Genomic DNA, 19549 nt, shown 5'->3' with positions numbered 1-19549 from the left:
GAAACCACCATGGGGTACGCCAACCACATCGGCCGCGTCGGGGCCCTGGCGGTGACGTTAGGCGTCGGGTTCGCCATCGCCAACGCTCCGGCCGTCGCGTTCGCCGACACCTCGGGCACCTCGTCCACGAGCAGTTCGTCGCCGAGCGAGTCGTCGGCATCCAGCGAATCGTCGACGTCGACCACCACGTCTTCCACCGAGGATGCGACGTCGCCCGCCGAGTCCGACGACACCGCCGCGTCGGACCCGACCGAAGACGCCGCCGCGGACAGCGACGCCGAACAAGAACAAGACGCTGACGCGCAGGAGGAAGCCGAGGAGGACGCTGAGGCGTCGCAGGACGACGCCGCGCTCGACTTGGCAGACGGCGACGCGGATGACCAACCGGCGACGAACACACACGACTCGCGCGCGTCGAGAATCGCCGACGCCCCGCGTGACGTCCAATCGTTGGTCACCGACGCCGTCGAACGGTTCACCCGCGCGCAGGAAGAGAAGGCACAGCCGAACATCGCGGCCGAGGTCGACAACGCCGCCGATGACGTCGCGCAGCCGCCGACGACCACGACATTCACCACCACGGCGTCCAACCCCAACCCCACGGCGACGTTCACGACTTTGACGACCCCGGAGGCCGCCGCTGCGGCGGTGACGCAACCGCGGCCCACCTTGGTCAGCCTCGTCACCGAGACGGTGGCCGCCGTGCTGGGACCGCTGATGGGCCTGGACACCGGAGCGCCGCTTCAAGCCCCTGCGCTGTGGGCGATGCTGGCGGCCGCGCGAGGTGAGTTCGAACAGGGATCGTCTCAGCAGACCGCACCGCCGGCCGCGCAGTACACCGTCACCCAGATCTCGAGCCCGTCAGCGCAAGCCACCGGCACGCCCTACGTGCTGGTGATCGGCGTCGACGGGACCAACCTGGGCAGAATTCTCGCCGACCCCGAGAACGACAACTTCTTCGCGCTGATGGCCGACGGCACCACCGCGGCGGCCAGCATCGTCGGGCACACCACGATCTCCAACCCGTCGTGGTCGGCGATCCTGACCGGCGTGTGGGGTGAGACGACGGGTGTGGTCAACAACGTGTTCACCCCGGGCACCTACGACCGCTGGCCGACGGTGTTCAACCTGCTCGAGTCGCACGACCCGAACATTCAGACCATCACGATCGCCAACTGGAACGTCATCGCCGATATCGCCGGCGCCGGTTCGATTCCCGCCGACCAGATCATCTTCATCCCCCAGGTGCCCGGTGACTCCAGTTGGTTCCTCACCGACGACGCGGTCGGTGCGGCCACCGTCGAGGCGATCCGCAACACCCAGACCGGCACGCCGACGTTCATGTTCACCTACTTCGTCGGCGTCGACGAGAACGGCCACAACTACGGCGGCGCGTCGCCGCAATACGCGGAGGCGATCCGCAACGTCGACGAGAACATCGGCGACATCATGGCCGAGATCGCCAAGCGCGAAGACTGCAATACCGGACCGTGTGAGAACTGGACCGTGATCGTGGTGACCGACCACGGTCATCAGCCGCAGAAGGGCTTCGGTCACGGTTTCCAAACGCCCACCGAGACTTCGACGTTCGTGATCGCCAGGGGCTCGGACTTCAAGGACGGGTACATCAACCTGCAGTACCAGATCGTCGATACGACGCCCACGGTGTTGACCCTGTTCGGCGTCACGCCGCCGGCATACTCCAACGGTGTCTCGCTGACCACCCTCGGCGACAGCGATGTCGACCCGGTCGATCTGCACCAGGCGCTCTTCGATGCCATCGACATGAACGGCTACCCCGATATCGCCACCAACGTCGCGCTGAGCGTGCGGACGATCTTCACCTCGATTCCGTACTTCATCTACACGTTCACCTACGACACGATCGATCAGCTGAAGGCGGTCGCCAAGCAGGACATCTTCCTCGTCAGCGCGCTGGCCGGGCTGGCGGTCGTGCCGGTGCAGTTGGTCGGCAACCTGCTGTACGTGGCGACCAACATTCCCGCGCAGATCGTGGCGCGGCTGACCGGGGTGACCGGCGCCAGCATCTTCCCGCTGGTGGCCCCGCCGCCGTCGACCTGGCCCCCAGCGCAGCTCAACGTGCCGGATCTGGCGCTGCTGGCCTGCGGCGATGGCGCCGCTGAGCCGCAGTGCAACGCCGCAATCGTTGCGTGACAACGCATCAGCTGAACGCGGGAGCGACGAACCGTTCGACCATGTGACGTTCGACGTCGTCGTCGACGACGGGCCAGATCGCCAGCGCCATCACGACGCGAACGATCCACTGGGCGGCCTGCGCGTCGTCGTCGGTGATGCCGGTGAGGTCGGCAGCCATTCGGCCCAGCACCGGCGAGGACGGCAATTCGGTTAGGTCGCGACCGGTGGTGAGCCCGATCATCATCTGCCGGATCGGGTCGGCCCGGATGTGCTCGAGCGCCACGGTGATCGCCTTCACGACGCGTTGCGTGCCGGTGAGGTCGTGGACCGCGGCCCGGACCGCGTCGACGACGCGGGCCGCCAACCGCAGCAGCACGGCGTCGCGGATCTGCGCCTTACCCCCGGCGTAGCGGTAGATCGTCGCGCGGGAACAGTGCACCCGCTCGGCGAGGACGTCGATCTCCAAGGCGTCGAGGCCGTCGCGCAGGACGAGGTCGGTGGCGGCGGCATAGACCCGCTCCGCGGCGGCGGTGCGACGCTCACCTCCGACGAGCCAATCGTCTCGTGCCACCGTTGCTCCCTCGTTTCTCAGGGTTGAGACAAAAAAGACGTTACATCTCAGCGTTCGCGCATGTGCACGGGACGCCGTGAGACGGCGTCGCCCATTGCGGTTGAACTGGGATTTCAACTTTGTGGCCGGCTATTGACGCGGCTGGAATCGCCGGACAGGTTGGACGCATGGGGTGGCGCAGCGGTCAGCTTGGCATCGCGTTGTTCGACGACGAATGCATCCAGAATCCCTATCCCCTGTACCGACGGATGTTGGACACGGCGCCGGTGCACCAGATCGGCGGATCAGGGTTTCACGCGGTGTGCGGTTGGCAGGCGGTCAATGACGTGATCGCCCGGCCCGACGATTTCTCCTCGAATCTGACCGCGACGATGACCTACCAACCCGGCGGAGTTGTGGGTGCCTTCGAGATGGAGGGGCTGGGCGGCAAGAGCCATGTGTTGGCCACCGCCGACGAGCCCGCGCATGCGGTGCACCGCAAGGCGGTGCTTCCGCAGTTGACCGCCAAGCGGATACGCGCGTTCGAACCGTTCGTCGGTGACATCGCCGACCAGTTGTGGGCGAAGAGCTTTCACGACGGGCGTATCGAATGGATGAGCGCGATGGCCAACCGCTTGCCGATGATGATCGTGGGACGGATCATCGGCGTGCCCGACGCAGATGTCGACAAGCTGGTCCGGTGGGGTTATGCGGCGACCCAGGTCGTGGAGGGCCTGGTGAGCCAGGACCAGTTGGCCCAGGCCGGCGTCGCGGTCGGAGAACTCGCCGGATACATCATCGAGCAGTTTCGACAGGCTGCGGCTGACCCGCAGGACAACTTGCTGGGTGACCTGGCCGCGGCGTGCGCGTCGGGCGAGATGGAAGAACAGACGGCGCTGGGGATGATGATCATCTTGTTCAGCGCGGGCGGCGAATCCACCGCGTCGTTGATCGGCTCTGCGGCTTGGGTTTTGGCGACCCGCCCGGATATCCAGGCGCAGGTGCGCAGTGCGCCCGAACTGCTCGGTGCGTTTCTCGAAGAGGTGCTGCGCTGCGAACCGCCGTTCCGCGGTCATTACCGCCACGTGGTCGACGACACGACGCTGTGCGGTGTGGACCTGGCGGCCGGTTCGCGGCTGTTGTTGTTGTGGGGTGCGGCCAACCGCGATCCGTCACACTTCGACAGCCCGGACGAGTTCAGGTTGGACCGGGCTGGAGGTAAGGGGCACATCAGCTTCGGCAAGGGTGCACATTTTTGCGTCGGGGCGGCGCTTGCGCGCCTGGAGGCGACGATCGTGATCCGACAGCTCCTCGAACGGACTACGCACATCGAGGCCGCCGACGTGGGCCGTTGGCTGCCGAGCCTGCTGGTCCGGCGACTGGACCGGCTGGAACTGGCCTGCGCCGGCGGCTAAATGGCGAGGCGTCGGGACGGCGTGAACCGCACCGGCATCGACCGGATGCCGTTCATCAGAGTGGACCGCACACGTTGCACCGGCCCGGCGAGCTCGAGGTCCTTCATCCGGGACAGCACCTCAGGAATGATCGCCGCGGCTTCTACGCGGGCAAGGTTGGCGCCCAGGCAGAAATGGGTTCCGCCGCCGCCGAACGCCAGATGCGGATTCGGCGCGCGGCCGATGTCGAGGCGGTCGGGGTCGGTGGCCAGGCGGGCCTGCTCGCCGGGGTGCTCCAGTAGCGCGAGAATGCCTGCGGCGACGAGGTTTCGGGTGGTATCACCGCCTGCATTGATCAGCAGCAGGAAAAACATGTTGAATTCGAGGTCGGTGAGGCTCTCGCCGTCGACCTCGGCGCGCAGCAACGAAGTCGCGATATCGTCGCCCGGTTCGGCGCGTTTGCGGGCGGCAAGCTCGGTGCCGTACTGGAACATCTGCATCTGCGCGTCCAAGACGTGTGTCTGGTCGTGTAGGTCGCCGACCGCGCCGGAGTTCATGATCTCGGTCAGCTCATAGAGCCGCCGACCGTCGTCCAACGGAATGCCGAGCAGTTCAGCGATGACGAATGACGGTAGCGCACCGGCGATGTCGTACACGAAGTCGCATTCGACTCGCTCGACTACGGCGTCGACGATCTCGCGCGCCATGCCCGCGACGTGGTCGTTCAGCCGAGCGACCTGCCGCGGGGTAAACCCCTTGCTCACCAACGAACGCAGCTTGGTGTGCCGCGGCGGGTCCATCGTGAGCATCATCAGCGACAGTTGGTATTGCGCTTCCGGGACCGGCACGTCGAAGAACACACCGGCCGCCTGCGACGACCAGGTGGCGCTGTCCCGTGAGACGGCCAAGATCTCGTCATAGCCGGTTACCGCATAGAACCCGTCGTCCTTGTACGGGTGCCAGGCAACGGGGGCGTGCCGCCGAAGTTCGCGGAACGCGTCGTAGGGCATACCGGCCAGATAGATATCGGGATCGGTGAGGTCGACTCCGGCGATGCTGATCGCGTCCTCGGTCATGTCGCCCCGACCTCCCAACGAGCCCAGATGGGACCAAACCCTAGCCAAGTGTGGTCGCGATTACTCCGGGTCGACGAAGACCGGTGGCTCTCCCGACATGCCCGCCATGACGGCGGCAATCTGGTTGGGCCTGCCGATCAGCCCGGTTTGTAACTCGGATTCGAGCGACAGGGCGGCCGAGGCGTCGTTGCTGACCCAGGTCTCGTTGTAGAGGCGTTTCGCCGCGCGCACCGCGTCGGGGGACTTCTGGGCGATCTCCTCCGCGAGCGCCAGCGCCGCCGCGAGCGGATCGTCAGCAGTGCGCGTGACGAGTCCGAGCGCGACAGCATCGCTCCCGGAGACGATACGGCCGGTGAACGTCAGCTCCTTCGCGACGTCGATGGGCACCAGCCGCGGAAGCGTCTGTGTGATGCCCATGTCGGGCACAAGGCCCCACTTGACCTCCATGACGGACAGTTTTGCGTCCGGCGCGGCGATCCGGATGTCGGCGCCGAGCGCGATCTGCAGACCGCCGCCGAAGCAATTGCCGTGAATCGCGGCGATGACCGGCGCCGGCACCGTCGACCAGTCATAGGTCACACGCTGCGCGAAGTTGGCCTCGCGGTCGTCGTCTCGCCCCAGCAGCACACTCGTCCCGCCGCGGCGGTCCATGAAACTTGCGACATCGAGTCCGGAGCAGAAACTCTTGCCCTCGCCGTGCAGCACGACCGCGCGAACCGAAGCGGCGCCGGCGACTTCTTCAGCGGCATGTACCAGGCCTTCGAACATGGCGTGGTCAAGCGCATTGTGTTTGTCTGCGCGAACCATCGTCACAGTGGCCACGCCACTCGCACCGATCTGCACTCGAACTCTGTCATCGCTCACGGGTGGCAATTTACCGCGGCGCGGTACTGACCATCCGGCGCACTGCGGGGTTGGAAGTGTGGGGCGGGCGGGACTTGAACCCGCGACCTAGGGATTATGAGTCCCCAGCTCTGACCAACTGAGCTACCGCCCCCGCGCAGCAAGGCGAGCAAGCGCGGGACAACTCTAGCGTTGGCGTACCCCTGGTGTGTCTAGGGGCGTCAGCGTTCTCCGCGGGAGCAGTTCGGCTCTGCCGGCTTTGACGGCCACGTGCAGACGTCGACGAAGGTGGTGCTGTCGAACCCTCCGCCGTCGAACACGCCGAAGGCATCGCCGTGGGTACCGGTGTAGGTGGCGCCGCCACCGCCTTCACCGCCCGAGGTGACGATCGTCGTGACCGCCCAACCGTCGTCCTCCAGCGCGGACTTGTAGGCGTTCATCACCTCGACCGGCGCGCCGTCGACCCGAAAGTGCATGTGGATTCCGTTGTCGGCGATGTCCTCTGGCCCCTTGGTCTCCTGGGAGGCCGCCGGTGTGGGTATCAACGAGGGTAGTTGCGAGCGGTCGACCGGGCTGGTCGTCGTTGCGGCCGAAGACGTCGGCGACGCCGCTGGCTGACTGCTCGTCGCGGTGGTGCCCTCGGTGGCCTTGTCCGCGGTGTCGGAGCTGGAGCATCCGGATACCACCAGCCCAGCGGCCATCGCCGTCACGCCTAAAGCGTAGGTACTGCGTCTCATGCTGGCCCTTTCGTCTCGCGCACAGTAGCAACGCGCCGCACCGAGAAGACCGTTTTTGGCAAATGTGTCAATATTTGCTGAACTAGCTGAACACGGTCTGCCCGTCGGCGTCGATCAGATACTGCTCGGTGCCCTCGGCCACCCGCGGCGCGTCGGCGCCCAGCGACACCGCGATCTTGTTGGCGGCGTTGCGCATGACGTCCAGCGTCAGTTCGAATGCCTCCTCGTCGGAGAAGTGTTTGCGCACACCGCCGGCCACTTCGTCCGAGATCTGCGACGGCGACCAGATCAGCGCATCGACGTACCGTAACGCCGCCTTGTGCGCCTTCGTCAGCTCGTCGGCCGATTCGTACCGTTCGATCTGGCTGTACAACTCGTCAGACCCGCCCGCGTCCAACGCCGTGCTCTCCCGCAGCGACTTGCACAACCGGCAATTGTGTTGCGTGGCCCCGCGCAACCGCACAACCTCCGTCGTCACCGGGTCAAGACCCCGCAGCCGCGCCACCGCGGGCACGAACCCGTTGAGTAGCGCATCGACCGGATCAGTGTCGTGATCCCACTCCACCACGTCGCGCGCACCGCGCCCTCCCAGCCCCAGCGCGTCACATCCCGCCCACACCCGCGGCACGAAGTCGGCGATGAAGATCGTCACCACCGTGCGAAACGCGTTGTCGCCCAAGGTCGCCAGCAGTTGTGTCCGCTGGTTCTCCCCGATCCCCGACACATCGACGGAAAACTGCTCGGCGAATGCCGCCACCACCGAGTCACGTTCGGCCGGACCCTCGACCGGGTCGACCTCCACCGGAAGCGGCGGCAACACCAGCGCCCTGGCGCACGTCAACCGGATCAGCGTGTCCAGACCGCGGTCCCCCGACGACAACGCCACCAACCCAGCCAGCCTCTCGGCCAGTTCATGTGAGCCCATGTGGGCATTATTGCGCCTGGCTCACCGATGACATGTGAAAGTCCGGTATTCGCAGCGACGGCATCGCCGCCCGGGTCGCCCAGTCACCCCACTCCCGCGGCAGCGTGACCTCGCTGACCCCGGCTTCTGTTGCTCTGCGCAAGACATCCAAGGGGCTCTCGTTGAACCGAAAATTGTTGACGGCCGCGCTCACGTCGCCGTCCTCGACGAGGTAAACGCCGTCGCGGGTCAGCCCGGTCAACAGCAGCACCGCCGGGTCGACCTCGCGGATGTACCACAGCGTGGTCAACAACAATCCGCGCTCGGTGCCGGCGATCATGTCGGCCAGGCTCCCCGCACCGCCCGTCATCACCAGGTTGTCGGCCGGCACCGCCACCGGCGCACCGAATTCCGCAGCCGCCGCGCGCGGGTACGCCAACGTCTCGATGGCACCGTCGCGGATCCAGTCCACCCGGCCGATGTCCATCCCGTTGTCGAACACCGACACCCGTTCCGATGACGTCGTCGTCGCCACGAACGGTGTGCACTCCAACCCCGCCGCGTACGGATCCGAGTACAACGTCAACGGCAGATCGGTGAGCTTCTCGCCCACCCGCGTTCCGCCGCCGGGCGCCGACAGCGCGGTGCGGCCCTCCTGCGCGCCGCGCCCGTCCATCGTCCAGGTCAGATAGATCATCAGGTCCGCCACCGTCGACGGCGGCAGAATCGTCTCGTATCGCCCCGCAGGCAACTCCACCGACCGCCGCGCCCAGCCCAACCGCGTCGACAGCTGCTCGAACATCGAATCGGTTGGCACATCGGCGAAGTCAGGTGTGCTCACGCCCACCCACGCGCTGGCGCCGTCCCGTTTGGCATTGATCTCCACCGAGCCCGTCGGCTGCGTGTAGCGTCTGCGCAGCCCGTTGGACGTGGCGACGAACGTTGTCTCCATGACGTGCCTGGCGTACCCGTACAGCTGATCGGGGCCGCGAAAGCCGCGCGCGGCAAGGCTGCCCGCCAACGGCAGGAACGCCTGCGCTCCGGTGCCGGGCACCGGGTCGTCCCAGTCCCGCGGCGCGGGCCCGGCCGGCAACGGTTCAGCGCTGTCGCGTGCTGCGGGTGCCGACGCCGCCGCCTCCTGTGAGGCGGCCACCAGCCCCGTGATGACACCCGGATCCACCTCGCTTGACCGCACGGACCCGACCCGGGCCTCGTTGCCTTGCCGCAGAATCGATATCACCGTGGTGTGCCGGCTCGTCGACTCGCCGTTGGTGGTCATCGAGTTGCCCGCCCACCGCAGCGACGCGTCCGCCCGGTCGGTGACCAACACGATCGTCTCGTCGGCCCTGCCCAACCGGGCGGCCTCGGCCAGCGCGCTGTCGATGACCTGCTGCGCCCCGATCACCGCTACCGCCCTGCCTCGGTGCGCGTGTTGAGCACGTTCACGCCGCGAAACAGCGCCGACGGGCTGCCGTGACTGACCGGGGCCACCTGTCCCGGCTGGGCCTTGCCGCAGTTGAACGCCCCGCCGAGGCGCCACGTCGACGGCCCGCCGACCGCCTCCAACGCGCCCCAGAAGTCCGTGGTGGTCGACTGATACGCGACGTCGCGCAGCTGGCCGTCGAGCCGGCCGCCGCGGATCCGGAAGAACCGCTGCCCGGTGAACTGGAAGTTGTAGCGCTGCATGTCGATCGACCAACTCTTGTCGCCCACGATATAGATGCCGTCGTCCACCCGCGCGATCAGCTCCTCGGTGCTCACATCCTCGGTCGCCGGCTGCAGCGACACGTTGGCCATCCGCTGGATCGGCACGTGGTGCGGCGAATCGGCGTACGAGCAGCCGTTGGACCGCGCCACACCCAGCCGCGGTGCGAACACCCGGTCCAGCTGATAGCCCACGAAAACACCGTCGCGCACCAGATCCCAGCGCTGCGCACGTACACCCTCGTCGTCGAAACCGACGGTGGCCAAGCCGTATTCGACGGTGCGGTCGGCGGTCACGTTCATCACCGGCGAGCCGTAGCGCATGGTGCCCAGCTTGTCCGGCGTGGCGAACGACGTGCCCGCGTACGCTGCCTCATAGCCGATCGCCCGGTCGTATTCGGTTGCGTGCCCGATTGATTCGTGGATCGTCAACCACAGGTTGGACGGGTCGATCACCAGATCCGTCGGTCCCGCAGTGACGCTGGGTGCCTTGACCTTCTCGGCGAGCAGCGTCGGGATCTCGACCAGCTCGTCAGACCAGTTCCACACGTCGTCACCGGCGAGGACCTCCCAGCCCCGCGCGGACGGCGGGCACAGCGAGCGCATGGTCTCGAACGTGCCCGCGGCCGCATCGACCGTCACCGCCTCCAACATCGGCAGCACCCGGACCCGCTGCTGGGTGATCGTCGAGCCGAAGGTGTCGGCGTAGAAGGTCTGCTCCTTGACGGCGTTCACCCCGGCCGACACGTGGTCGACACCGTCGGCGGCCAGCAGCCGCCCGGAGTGCTCCCCCAGCACGCCCAGCTTGTCCGTCGAAGCGACAGCGAACGGGTCGACCCGGTAGTCCGACACCCACTCGGCGTCGGAATACACCGGTTCGGGGGCCAGCTCGATGCGCTCGGCGTTGAGCGGGGCCAGCGTCGTCGCCACCTGCACCGCCCGGCGCGCCGTATCGGCTGCGACGTCGGTGCGCAGTTCGGCGTGCGAGGCGAACCCCCAGGTGCCGTCGACGATCACCCGCACCGCCAGGCCGATCTCGCGGTTGACGACGGCGGTTTCCAGCTCGCCGTCGCGTAGCTGTACGAGTTCGGTGGTGATCGCGTGGATGCGCAGATCAGCGTGGCTGGCTCCGGCGGCCACGGCCGCGGACACCGCCGCATCGGCCAGGGCATGTCGCGGAAGCTCGAGGAAGTCGGCGTCGACGCGTCGGCTCGCTGTCACGCCTCTACCGTAGTGGCGGACCCTGCGGCCCGCTTTAATGGCTCGGTGACCACCCCTCGTGTCCGGACGAGCGCGCTGGGTTATCTGCTGCTGGCGCCCAGCCTGTTCGGGGTGGTCACGTTCCTGCTGCTGCCGATGCTGGTCGTGCTGTGGCTGTCGCTGCAGCGCTGGGACCTGTTGGGGCCGATCGAGTTTGTCGGACTGCGTAATTGGCAGTCCGTGCTGACCGACACGTCGTTCGCCACCTCGCTGCTGGTGACGCTGTTGTTCATTGCGGTCGTGGTGCCGACGCAGACGGTGCTGGGGCTGGCGGCCGCGGCCCTGCTGGCCCGCGGGCTGCCCGGCAGCGGGTTCTTCCGCACGCTGTACGTGCTGCCGTGGATCTGCTCGCCGCTGGCGATCGCGGTGCTGTGGCGCTGGCTGCTCGCGCCCACCGACGGCGCGGTCGCCACGCTGCTCGATCAACGTGTCGAGTGGCTCACCGACCCGACGCTGGCGCTGCCGGTCGTGTGCGCGGTGGTGGTGTGGACCAACGTCGGGTACGTGGCGCTGTTCTTTCTTGCCGGCATCCTCAACATCCCCGAGCAGATCCACAACGCCGCCCGGATCGACGGCGCCACCGCGTGGCAGCGGTTTCGTCGGATCACGCTGCCCCTGCTGCGTCCGACGCTGTTCTTCGTGCTGGTGACCGGAATCGTCAGCGCCGCCCAGGTATTCGACACCGTGTATGCGCTGAGGTTCTCGAGTGGATGGGTAGCCGCAGCGGCAACGCGTACCTGGGTGCGGACGGCGCGGCGATCCCTGCGGTACTGGCCGCGCAGCCCGGCTACCACGCGTACTGGCGCTCGCGCGGCGTGGATGTACGCCCGTTCTTCGAAGTGCTCGACGGCCCGCGCATCGCCGCCCCTGGCGGGGCGGGCTTCCCCGCGGGTTTCGACGCGCTCAAACCCTACTTCGACGAGATGTTCCTCGGTCGCCTCGAGGTGCCGACGGCACTGAAGCGGGCGCAGCGCGCGGCCAACGACGCCGCACAGCGCTAGCCGCTGGTGCCCGCCACCGTCAACTCCAGGGCCAGCGCGGCGCCGCACACCACGGCGACGATCGAGAACGCCACCCAGTCAATGCGTTTGGGCCGCGACGGCATCGCCGAGATCTGGCCGGCACCGCCGCGCGCGGTGATCGCGTCGCCCATCTCGTCGGCCCGCCGCAGCGCGACGATGATCGCGGCCGCCAGCAGGTCGATGGCCTCCAGCCACCAGCGGCGGTGGCGCCCGCGTCTGCTCGGTGGCCGCACCTTGGGTCGCAGCCGGCGTGCGGCGTAGAGCACCCGGAACTCGTCGATCAGCATCGGGAACGCGCGCAGCGCCAACGTCAACGCGACGGCCCATTCGTCGACGGGTATGCGCAACAGACGCAGCGGCCGGCCCAAAGTGGCCACGGCCGGGGCGATCTCGGCGACGTTGGTGGTCCACGACACCATCACGCCCAGCCCGAGCAACACGATCGAGAGCGCGGTGATGCGCAGGAAGTTCAGCAGCCCGCCGAGCCCGACGTCGACCGAGCCCACGGCGATGATCGGGTCGCCACCGGCGAAGGTGGCGGTGACACCGCCGAGGAGCAGCAGAACCCACAGCCAGCCCGGAATCGTGGGCAGCACGCCGCGCGGGATGCGCGTCAGCCAGGCGGCCGTCAGCACCAGCGCGGCCACCGCGCCGATCGGCACCCAGCCCGGATAAAACGTGAGCAGCACGCCGATGCCTGCCACGATGGCCAGCTTGGAGCCGGCCCACAGCCGGTGTATGACGCTGTCGCCGGGCACGGGCCGCAGCAGCACCAGCGGCTTGGGCTGACGTCGGGTGGCCGGCGCCGTCATGACATACCTCCGGCCGCCGAGGGCGCCGCGACCAGGGCGCCGCTTTCCAGGTGCAGCGTGCGCGGGCACAGCTCTTCGAGCCCGACGAAGTCGTGCGAGATCACGACGACGGTCAGGCCGGCGGTGCGCCGCAGGTCTTCCAGCAGGCGCAGCAGGCCGCGTTGGCTGGCGGCGTCCAGACCGGCCAGCGGTTCGTCGAGGATGAGCGCGCGCGGTGACCGTTCCAGCAGCCCGGCCAGCACCACCCGGCGCATCTGCCCGCCGCTGAGTTGGTCGATGCGCCGCTTGGCCAGCCCCGGGTCCAGCCCGACCGTGCTCAACGCCCTGGCCACCCGGCGGTGGTCGTCGACGGAAAAGCCGGCTGCCGAGGCGATTTCGTAGCCGACGTGGCTGCGCATCAACTGCAGCCGCGCGGCCTGGAATGACAGCGCCACCGCACCCACCTGCTCGGCGGCCGGTGCGCCGTCGAGCAGGCAGGTGCCGACAGTCGGAACGGTCAGGCCCGCCATGATCCAGGCCAACGTCGACTTGCCCGACCCGTTGAGCCCGTGGATCAGCACGCCGTCGCCCTCGTGCACGGTGAAGTTGATGTCGCGCAATGCGGTGGCCGCCCAAGGGGTTCCGCTGCCGTATTCGTGCCCGACGCCGGTGAGTTCGAGTACCGGGTTTTCGGAGTGGTGGCCTGCTACGACGGTCGCCGCGGGCGCCGCCGTGGTCTCCACCATCTCGGTGTTGTCGGCCGCGCCGCCGGTTCCGTTGAGGTTGATGGTCCGGTCGGCGTTGTCGGCCTCGTCGTTGTAGTGGGTGATGTGCACCAGCGACATGTCGTGACGTTTGGTGAGGCCCGACAGCAGCGACACCAGCGATTCGCGGCCCTGCTGGTCGACCATGCTGGTGACCTCGTCGGCGACGAGCAGCGAGGGTTCTCGGGCCAGCGCCGCCGCCACCGCCAGGCGCTGCAACTCGCCGCCGGACAGCCCGCCGGTGTCGCGCTCGGCCAGCCCGTCCAGGCCCACCTCGACGAGCAGTTCATGCACGTCGATGGTCTTGCCGGGCGGCAAGCCCCAGACGACGTCGTCGGCGACGCGGGTGCCCAGCACCTGGCTCTCGGGATGCTGCATGACCACCGCGGTGCCGCCGATGCGCCCGAGGCCGACGGCGCCGGGCCGTTCGACGGTGCCCGACGTGGGTTCGCGTCCGGCCAGCACCAGCATCAGCGTGGTCTTGCCCGAGCCGTTGGCGCCGGTGACGGCGAGGTATTCGCCGGGTTCCACGGTCAGCGAGACCGGACCGAGGGCGTCGTCGTCGCTGCCGGGATAGCGGAACCGCACGTCGTGCAGCCGGGCGGGCACCGGCGCCACGGTGCCGGTGTCGACGGAGGACTCGAGCTTGTGCACGTCGGGGATGCCGAGCAGCCGCGCCATCACCCGCGAGAGCGCCCACCAGCCCAGCAGGCTGATCATCGTGATGGACAGCACCCCGCTGCCGAAGAACAGCAGCGGCCAGTAGTCCAGCGCCGTCGCGAAATTCCGCTTGAGTTCGTCGGCCACACCTTGCATGTTCGGGATGCGGGCGATGATCGCGGCCGCGCCGTCGACGTTCGCGGTGACCGTGTCGAAGATCAGGTGACGTAGCCGCGACAGGATGGCCAGCGCCACCACCGAGGCCGCCCCGAACACCGCACCCGCGATGATCGCGACGAACACCACCGTCGGGGTGCCGCGGCCGCGGCGCTTGACGATCCCGGTGAGCCCGCCGATGTAGGCACAGTTGAACACCGTCATGAACCCGCCGACACCGGCGATCAGGAACGCGATGATGCCGCCGGCCACGGTGGCCGTGATGAGCACACGCAGCCGGTAACGGTAGGCCAGCAGACCCATCGGGACGGTGCCCAGCAGCGCCAGCCCGGCCGCGAACGGGACGACGACGGCGATGATCGCGGTCGCCGCGGACAGCGCCGCCATCACGGCGGCCTGTGCGAGTTCGCCCGGACGCAAGGAACCGGTCCGTCGAGACGGTGTCGATTCCCCGGTCAAGGCCATTGCACGATTCTGCCAGTCGAAAGCCGATAAGCTCCATCAGCGCAGTTGTGACTGGCGACACGGCCGCGATCTTGATAAATATAGTAAAGCTATGTAATCATGGCCACATGTCGCCGTCACTCGGAGCCGACCTGCTCGCCGTCGTTGCCCGGATCAACCGACTGGCCACCCAGCGGGCCCGCATGCCGCTCGGTTACGCCCAGGCGCGGCTGCTGTCGACCATCGAAGACCGCGGCGAGGCCCGCATCTCGGACCTGGCCGCACTCGACCACTGCTCGCAGCCGACGATGACCACCCAGGTGCGTCGGCTCGAGGACGCCGGGTTGGTGTCGCGCACCGTCGACCCCGAGGATGCGCGGGCCGTGCTGATCCGCATCACCCCCAAGGGGGTGGAAACGTTGCGTCAGGTCCGGTTGGATCGCGGCGCGGCCATCGACCCGTATCTGGAACGCCTCGACGACGACGATCGGCGCGTGCTCGGCGAGGCCGTCGTGGTGCTGCGTCGCCTCCTCGAGGACGCCGCGTCCCCGGGCGCCGTCGCCAGGTAGCCTCCCGGTGAGGTCGCCCTACCCGGCGGCGCGCGGAAACCTCAACATGCGTCGCGCGTTCTGCTCCACGATCAACGAGCACTCGTCATCGGGGACGTCGGCGAGCACCTCAGCCGCGCGTTTGCGCGAGTTCGGCCAGTTGGAATCCGAATGGGGGAAGTCGATCTCGAGTGTGATGCGGTCGACCCCGATGGTGTACCGGTTCGCCAGGCCGTGTTCATCGTCGATGAAACAGCCGTAGAAGTGACGGCGGAAGAGATCCGATGGGCGTGTGTCGAAGTCGATCGGCTGGTAGTAGCGGTGCCGCTCCCACACATAGTCCGCGCGCTCCAGGATGTAGGGCACCCACCCGATGCCGCCCTCGGACAGCGAGAACTGCAGGTCGGGGAACTTCTGCAGCTTGCCGGAGAACAGCAGATCGACGGTCGTCCACATCAAGTTCGTCGAGAACAGCGTGATCGCCACCGCGAACGGCGCATCCGGCATCGCCGGCGCCGGTGAAGTGGCCAGGGCCGAATACGAGAAGCCCGGCACGAACGAGCCGGATCCGAAATGCAGCGACACCGGCATCTTGGCTTCAGAACAGACCTGCCACAACCCGTTCCAGTGATCAGAGTGAAAAGACGGCAGGCCCATCGGCACGGGGCTGTCGGGGAACGACACGGTGCGCGCCCCCTTGGCGGCCACGCGTTCTGCTTCGGCGACGGTCGCGTCGATGTCCCACACCGGCAGAATCGCCAGCGGAATGTAGCGGTCCGGCGCGGTGGCGCACCACTCGTCGATGTAGAAGTCGTTCCACGCCTTGACGCAAAGCAGGGCGAGTTCCTTGTCCTGACCGCGAAAGAACGTGCTACCACCGAATCCGGGAAACGACGGGAAGCACAGCGCGGCCTGCACGCCGTCGAGGTCCATGTCGGCGATGCGTGCCGCCGGGTCATAGCAGCCGGGAATCATGTCCTCGTAGCGGACGGGGTCCATCCCCCATTCCTCGGGAGGCTTGCCCGCGACCGCGTTGAGGCCGATGGTCGGCAGGATCTGCCCGTCATAGCTCCACAGATGCCTGCCTTCGATTTCCACGATGCGCGGGCCGTTCTCGTGGAACTTCGCAGGCAGTCTGTCCTGCCACACCCGGGGATGTTCGATCAGATGGTCGTCGACGGAGACGATCTGATGGTCCTTTTGCAACGGCATGGTGGGCCTCCTGCGAATCAATCGGTAACTTGGGCTACATGAACAACGCGGGTTCAGACGAGGGTTCGAATGTCATCCGCAAGCGGGTGGATGAGGACGACCACGATCTGCTGACTTTCGGTGAAGTCGGTGAGCGGCTACGCATCGAAATCGCCTCGGCCCGTGCCGCTGTCGCCGAAGCCGAGTCCGGCGGTGACGCCGAGGCGCTCCAGCGAGCCCGTACACGGTTGGCCGCGCTGGAATCCGCGGTCAAGCGCAACAGCGCCAGCGGCATCAACGACGCCAACTTCGAGAAGTTCTTCGGCTATCCGGGGACCGCCAAACGCAACCTGCCCGGCTGACGCTTGCGGTGTCGCTGCGCGCGCGGCGGCTGTGAGCGGTCTCATGGCCGCGGGGGGCAGGGCGGGTTCGGGCCGACCCCGCACATTCCGTGATGGATGTAGCTGGGTACTTCCACGGCGGGCGGCTGCACGTCTGCGTGCTGGTTGACCAGGTTGAAGCCCAGGTTGAACACCAGCATGATCAGGTTGAACACCGCCGTCAGCGCCAGAATGCGCACGGGGGTGACGGTGCGCTTGTTCTTCAGCTGCTCGATGCCGATATCGGAGAGCATGTGGCCGTTGCGGTCACGCAGGCAGTAGATGGCGATGGACGACATGCTGACCAGGCCACCGAACACGATGCCCTCGTACAGTGGGAACTGATACATGGTGCCGCGGAAGATCGACCAGGTGTCGTCGACGCGCAGGTAAGTCCACAGCCCGATGCGGTGGAAATACTGTTCGAGCACGATGTCGAGAACGATGAACAGCACCAGCATCGCCAGCAGCACGCCCGCGGTATTGATGCGCGGCAGCCTTTTTCGCATGCGGGCGATCACCTGATCGATGCCCATGATGGCCAGCGGCGTCAGCAGGATGTAGCTGGCGAGGAAGTAGATGATCGGTTGCGGGTTCTCGGCGCCCTTGTGCACCCAGCCCGGGATGAACTCACCCCAGGTGCCCATGTTGAAGAAGCCGGCGTTGTACCCGAATACCGGGCGCACGGCATTCACCCCGGGGTCTTGCCAGGCCGCGAGCAGCCAGGCCACCACGAAGATGCCGACGGGCGGAAGTTGCTTGTCCCGCCGGGTCTTGCGGATCATCCAGATGAGGAAGAAGACGCCGCCGATCATGCAGCCGATCTCCCAGAACCGGATCCAGGCGATGTTGGAGCCGGGAATGGGGTCGGGTCCGATCGGCGCGGGCGCGAACTTGTCGGAGAAGATCCAACGCCCGTAGACGTAGAGCTGAAACGCCACGAAGACGGCGCCCAACCGGGCCAGCCAGATGATCGGCGGTGAGTCCCGGTAAGTCTTGGGCTCCTGCGCGAGAAACTCCGGGGTCTCGGTATGTCGATGCGTGGTCACCTGACGGCTCCTGTCCGCGTGAAGGCCTCGATGATTTTCTTGCCATACTGTTGGCGCCGCCGGGTACTGACGAGAAAGCCTGGCGGGGAATGGAATCCAAGGTCGGGAAGGGCGCTGCGGGCGGCAAGCATCGCCCGCGTTTGCTCGGTGTCGCCGCACGCCGCCATCGCCCACAGCATCTCGTCGGTGACGTGCGTGCCGATCGCGCGCGGGTCTCCCCGGGCGAAGTCCGCCCGGATCGCGGCCACCTCGTCCTGCCAGCCGTGCAGGGCGACCAGCGAGTCGTAGGTCTTGACGGTCAGATAGAACGCGATCTGGCGTTTGGCGTCATCGATCGCGCGCTGTGGATCTTCGTCGTCGATCGCGGTGATCACCCAACCCCAACGCAAGAGCCGCGCCGGGTCGCGCCCGGTGCGCTGCGCGCCCGAGGCCACGTTCGGCTCGACGATCTCGGTCCACCACCGGTCGGTGAACAGCCCGTGTCCGAGCACCCCGTCAGCCACGCTGCCGACGGCGCGCAGCATGTGAACGTTGAACGCACCCAACAGGATCGGCACTTCTATGCGGCCAAGCACCGGAGCCTGGATCCGGGCGTCGATGTGGTAGTAGTCACCGTCGAAGGTGATCCGCTGGCCGTTCTCGGCGTGCAGGAACGCCCGGATGCAGCCAACCAACTCTGTCATCCGGGGCGCCGGATGTGAGGAGTCCACCCCGAACCAGTCGCGGTTCATCCGGCCTGTCCCTGCGCCCAGCCCGAGGAACACCCGGCCGGGCGCGATGTGATTGAGGTGCCGCGCCGACGCGGCGTGCACGAACGGGGACCGCGCGAACGCGTACGCGATCCCCGGCCCGATCCGAGCGGTGCTGGTGTGGTGCGCCATCTCCGATGCCGTGACGTACGCGCCGATATCGGCGAACTCACCGGCGCAGAACGCCGCTGCGCCAGCGGCTTCGGCGTGTTTCGCGAGTTCGCTGCCCGGCCACGGCATCGCCCACTGCTTCGCCATCGGTGTCGGCCCGCGTCAGAACTTCAAGGTGGCGCCGGCGTCGACCTTGAGCTGCACTCCGGTCACGTACCGGGATTCGTCGGAGGCCAGGTAGCAGATTCCGTGCGAGATGTCCTCGGGTTCGACGTAGGGAATCGGCATGCCCTGCATCATCGGGAAGGTCAGCAGCGCATCATCGAGTGCCGGATGCTCGAGGTCGGGCCGGAACATCTTGTACATCGACTCGTTGTGCAGCATCGGGGTGTTGACGTTGGTCGGGTGCACCACGTTGACCCGGATCGACTTGGGCGCCAGCTGGGCCGCCAGCGCCATCGTGTACTTGTCGATGAACTGCTTGGCCAGGTTGTAGCCCGCGCCGCCGGAGCCGTTGGGTCCCGCATTCGCCGCCGCTCCGGCCTTTTCGGCCAACAGTCCGGCCACCGACCCCACGGTGATGATCGACGCCCCGGCCGACAGGTACGGCAGCGCGACGTGAACGGTGTTCACCACGCCGACGAAGTCGACGTCGAAGGCGTTGGCGAAGGCGTCCATCGGTTGGTCCGCGCCCAGCGGGCAGATGCCTGCGTTGGCGACCACCACGTCGAGCTTGCCGAGTTCGGCCACCGCCGATTTCAGCGCGTCGGCCAGCGCAGCCCGGTCGCGCACGTCGACGACGGCCGTCACCACCCGGCGTCCGGTCTTCTCGACCTCCCGGCCGGCCTCCTCGAGGTCGTGCTCGGTGGACAGCGGATACGCGTTGTGTTCGACGTCACCGCAGATGTCGAACAGGATGACGTCGGCGCCCTCCTCGGCCAGTCGCACCGCATGCGACCGGCCCTGCCCACGCGCCCCGCCGGTGATGAGAACCACCTTGCCCTGCACTCTGCCCACGTTCGTTCCTTCCGTCAGGTG

The 19549-nt window shown here is 67.4% G+C and carries 17 protein-coding genes, 1 tRNA gene and 2 pseudogenes; 6 read left to right on the top strand and 14 right to left on the bottom strand.

Going from position 1 to position 19549, the window contains the following annotated elements; translation table 11 throughout:
- Positions 1-9: 9 nt before the first annotated feature.
- A complete protein-coding gene (locus tag K3U96_RS10485; RefSeq protein ID WP_220692959.1) occupies positions 10-2175 on the top strand; it encodes an alkaline phosphatase family protein in 2166 nt (721 codons plus the stop codon).
- 7 nt (positions 2176-2182) lie between these two features.
- On the opposite strand, the gene K3U96_RS10480 is transcribed toward K3U96_RS10485, so the two are convergent.
- Positions 2183-2728 (bottom strand): TetR/AcrR family transcriptional regulator, encoded by a 546-nt coding sequence (locus tag K3U96_RS10480; RefSeq protein ID WP_220692958.1) that lies wholly within the window; start codon positions 2726-2728, stop codon positions 2183-2185.
- Positions 2729-2895: 167 nt separating this feature from the next.
- Here K3U96_RS10480 and K3U96_RS10475 point away from each other — a divergent pair, with 167 nt between their 5' ends.
- Positions 2896-4122 (top strand): cytochrome P450, encoded by a 1227-nt coding sequence (locus K3U96_RS10475; protein ID WP_220692957.1) that lies wholly within the window; start codon positions 2896-2898, stop codon positions 4120-4122.
- Here the strand turns inward: K3U96_RS10475 and K3U96_RS10470 are convergent.
- The 7 genes from K3U96_RS10470 to K3U96_RS10440 all read right to left on the bottom strand — a co-directional run bounded on the left by K3U96_RS10470 (position 4119) and on the right by K3U96_RS10440 (position 10586).
- On the bottom strand, positions 4119-5177 hold the full coding sequence (locus K3U96_RS10470; RefSeq protein ID WP_220692956.1) for a cytochrome P450 family protein: 1059 nt from the start codon (positions 5175-5177) through the stop codon (positions 4119-4121). The genes K3U96_RS10475 and K3U96_RS10470 overlap by 4 nt on opposite strands.
- A gap of 60 nt (positions 5178-5237) precedes the next feature.
- Positions 5238-6041, bottom strand: coding sequence for a crotonase/enoyl-CoA hydratase family protein (locus K3U96_RS10465; protein WP_069403205.1), 804 nt, complete (start codon positions 6039-6041; stop codon positions 5238-5240).
- 59 nt (positions 6042-6100) lie between these two features.
- A tRNA-Ile gene (locus K3U96_RS10460) sits at positions 6101-6174 on the bottom strand.
- Between the two features lie 67 nt (positions 6175-6241).
- Positions 6242-6721 (bottom strand): hypothetical protein, encoded by a 480-nt coding sequence (locus tag K3U96_RS10455; protein WP_230982498.1) that lies wholly within the window; start codon positions 6719-6721, stop codon positions 6242-6244.
- A 118-nt stretch (positions 6722-6839) separates the two neighbouring features.
- Positions 6840-7682, bottom strand: coding sequence for a carboxymuconolactone decarboxylase family protein (locus tag K3U96_RS10450; protein WP_220692954.1), 843 nt, complete (start codon positions 7680-7682; stop codon positions 6840-6842).
- Between the two features lie 7 nt (positions 7683-7689).
- Entirely contained in the window at positions 7690-9066 is a 1377-nt protein-coding gene (locus K3U96_RS10445; protein ID WP_220692953.1) for a metallopeptidase TldD-related protein, read from the bottom strand.
- Between the two features lie 2 nt (positions 9067-9068).
- Entirely contained in the window at positions 9069-10586 is a 1518-nt protein-coding gene (locus K3U96_RS10440) for a TldD/PmbA family protein (protein ID WP_220692952.1), read from the bottom strand.
- Between the two features lie 45 nt (positions 10587-10631).
- Here K3U96_RS10440 and K3U96_RS10435 point away from each other — a divergent pair.
- Both K3U96_RS10435 and K3U96_RS27155 read left to right on the top strand, forming a co-directional pair.
- A pseudogene (locus tag K3U96_RS10435) lies at positions 10632-11321 on the top strand (carbohydrate ABC transporter permease); the annotation flags it as partial.
- A 2-nt stretch (positions 11322-11323) separates the two neighbouring features.
- Positions 11324-11626 (top strand): annotated as a pseudogene (locus K3U96_RS27155) (sugar ABC transporter substrate-binding protein); the annotation flags it as partial.
- Here the strand turns inward: K3U96_RS27155 and K3U96_RS10430 are convergent.
- The gene (locus K3U96_RS10430) at positions 11623-12459 is read right to left on the bottom strand and encodes a CbiQ family ECF transporter T component (protein ID WP_220692951.1); all 837 of its coding nucleotides are present in this window, start codon (positions 12457-12459) and stop codon (positions 11623-11625) included. The pseudogene K3U96_RS27155 and the gene K3U96_RS10430 overlap by 4 nt on opposite strands.
- The gene (locus K3U96_RS10425) at positions 12456-14504 is read right to left on the bottom strand and encodes an ATP-binding cassette domain-containing protein (protein WP_220692950.1); all 2049 of its coding nucleotides are present in this window, start codon (positions 14502-14504) and stop codon (positions 12456-12458) included. The genes K3U96_RS10430 and K3U96_RS10425 overlap by 4 nt, the downstream gene beginning before the upstream one ends.
- A gap of 107 nt (positions 14505-14611) precedes the next feature.
- Here K3U96_RS10425 and K3U96_RS10420 point away from each other — a divergent pair, with 107 nt between their 5' ends.
- Positions 14612-15052, top strand: coding sequence for a MarR family winged helix-turn-helix transcriptional regulator (locus K3U96_RS10420; protein WP_069403196.1), 441 nt, complete (start codon positions 14612-14614; stop codon positions 15050-15052).
- Positions 15053-15070: 18 nt separating this feature from the next.
- Here the strand turns inward: K3U96_RS10420 and K3U96_RS10415 are convergent, their stop codons facing one another.
- Positions 15071-16243, bottom strand: a complete 1173-nt coding sequence (locus K3U96_RS10415) for an amidohydrolase family protein (protein WP_220692949.1) — start codon at positions 16241-16243, stop codon at positions 15071-15073.
- A 38-nt stretch (positions 16244-16281) separates the two neighbouring features.
- Between K3U96_RS10415 and K3U96_RS10410 the strand changes: the two genes are divergently transcribed.
- Positions 16282-16584, top strand: a complete 303-nt coding sequence (locus K3U96_RS10410) for an acyl-CoA synthetase (protein WP_220692948.1) — start codon at positions 16282-16284, stop codon at positions 16582-16584.
- Between the two features lie 41 nt (positions 16585-16625).
- Here K3U96_RS10410 and K3U96_RS10405 read toward each other — a convergent pair whose 3' ends face one another.
- From K3U96_RS10405 to K3U96_RS10395, 3 genes are read right to left on the bottom strand one after another with little or no spacing between them, the layout of a single operon-like run.
- Positions 16626-17651: a spirocyclase AveC family protein gene (locus K3U96_RS10405; RefSeq protein ID WP_220692947.1), complete on the bottom strand. Its 1026-nt coding sequence runs from the start codon at positions 17649-17651 to the stop codon at positions 16626-16628.
- Complete coding sequence (locus K3U96_RS10400; protein WP_230982421.1) at positions 17648-18658, bottom strand: LLM class flavin-dependent oxidoreductase; 1011 nt, start codon at positions 18656-18658, stop codon at positions 17648-17650. Before K3U96_RS10400 ends, K3U96_RS10405 begins: the two co-directional genes overlap by 4 nt.
- 15 nt (positions 18659-18673) lie before the next feature.
- On the bottom strand, positions 18674-19528 hold the full coding sequence (locus tag K3U96_RS10395; RefSeq protein ID WP_220692946.1) for a mycofactocin-coupled SDR family oxidoreductase: 855 nt from the start codon (positions 19526-19528) through the stop codon (positions 18674-18676).
- Positions 19529-19549 lie beyond the last annotated feature (21 nt).

This window comes from Mycolicibacterium holsaticum DSM 44478 = JCM 12374 (assembly GCF_019645835.1).
GTDB classification, from domain to species: Bacteria; Actinomycetota; Actinomycetes; order Mycobacteriales; family Mycobacteriaceae; genus Mycobacterium; species Mycobacterium holsaticum.
This window is presented reverse-complemented; position numbering and strand designations above follow the sequence as displayed.

Bases quoted from the DNA above. Each gene is read 5' to 3' on its own strand.
- K3U96_RS10485 (WP_220692959.1), top strand. From the start codon at position 10: ATGGGGTACGCCAACCACATCGGCCGCGTCGGGGCCCTGGCGGTGACG.
- K3U96_RS10475 (WP_220692957.1), top strand. From the start codon at position 2,896: ATGGGGTGGCGCAGCGGTCAGCTTGGCATCGCGTTGTTCGACGACGAA.
- K3U96_RS10470 (WP_220692956.1), bottom strand. From the start codon at position 5,177: ATGACCGAGGACGCGATCAGCATCGCCGGAGTCGACCTCACCGATCCC.
- K3U96_RS10455 (WP_230982498.1), bottom strand. From the start codon at position 6,721: ATGGCCGCTGGGCTGGTGGTATCCGGATGCTCCAGCTCCGACACCGCG.
- K3U96_RS10450 (WP_220692954.1), bottom strand. From the start codon at position 7,682: ATGGGCTCACATGAACTGGCCGAGAGGCTGGCTGGGTTGGTGGCGTTG.
- K3U96_RS10430 (WP_220692951.1), bottom strand. From the start codon at position 12,459: ATGACGGCGCCGGCCACCCGACGTCAGCCCAAGCCGCTGGTGCTGCTG.
- K3U96_RS10425 (WP_220692950.1), bottom strand. From the start codon at position 14,504: ATGGCCTTGACCGGGGAATCGACACCGTCTCGACGGACCGGTTCCTTG.
- K3U96_RS10420 (WP_069403196.1), top strand. From the start codon at position 14,612: ATGTCGCCGTCACTCGGAGCCGACCTGCTCGCCGTCGTTGCCCGGATC.
- K3U96_RS10415 (WP_220692949.1), bottom strand. From the start codon at position 16,243: ATGCCGTTGCAAAAGGACCATCAGATCGTCTCCGTCGACGACCATCTG.
- K3U96_RS10410 (WP_220692948.1), top strand. From the start codon at position 16,282: ATGAACAACGCGGGTTCAGACGAGGGTTCGAATGTCATCCGCAAGCGG.
- K3U96_RS10400 (WP_230982421.1), bottom strand. From the start codon at position 18,658: ATGGCGAAGCAGTGGGCGATGCCGTGGCCGGGCAGCGAACTCGCGAAA.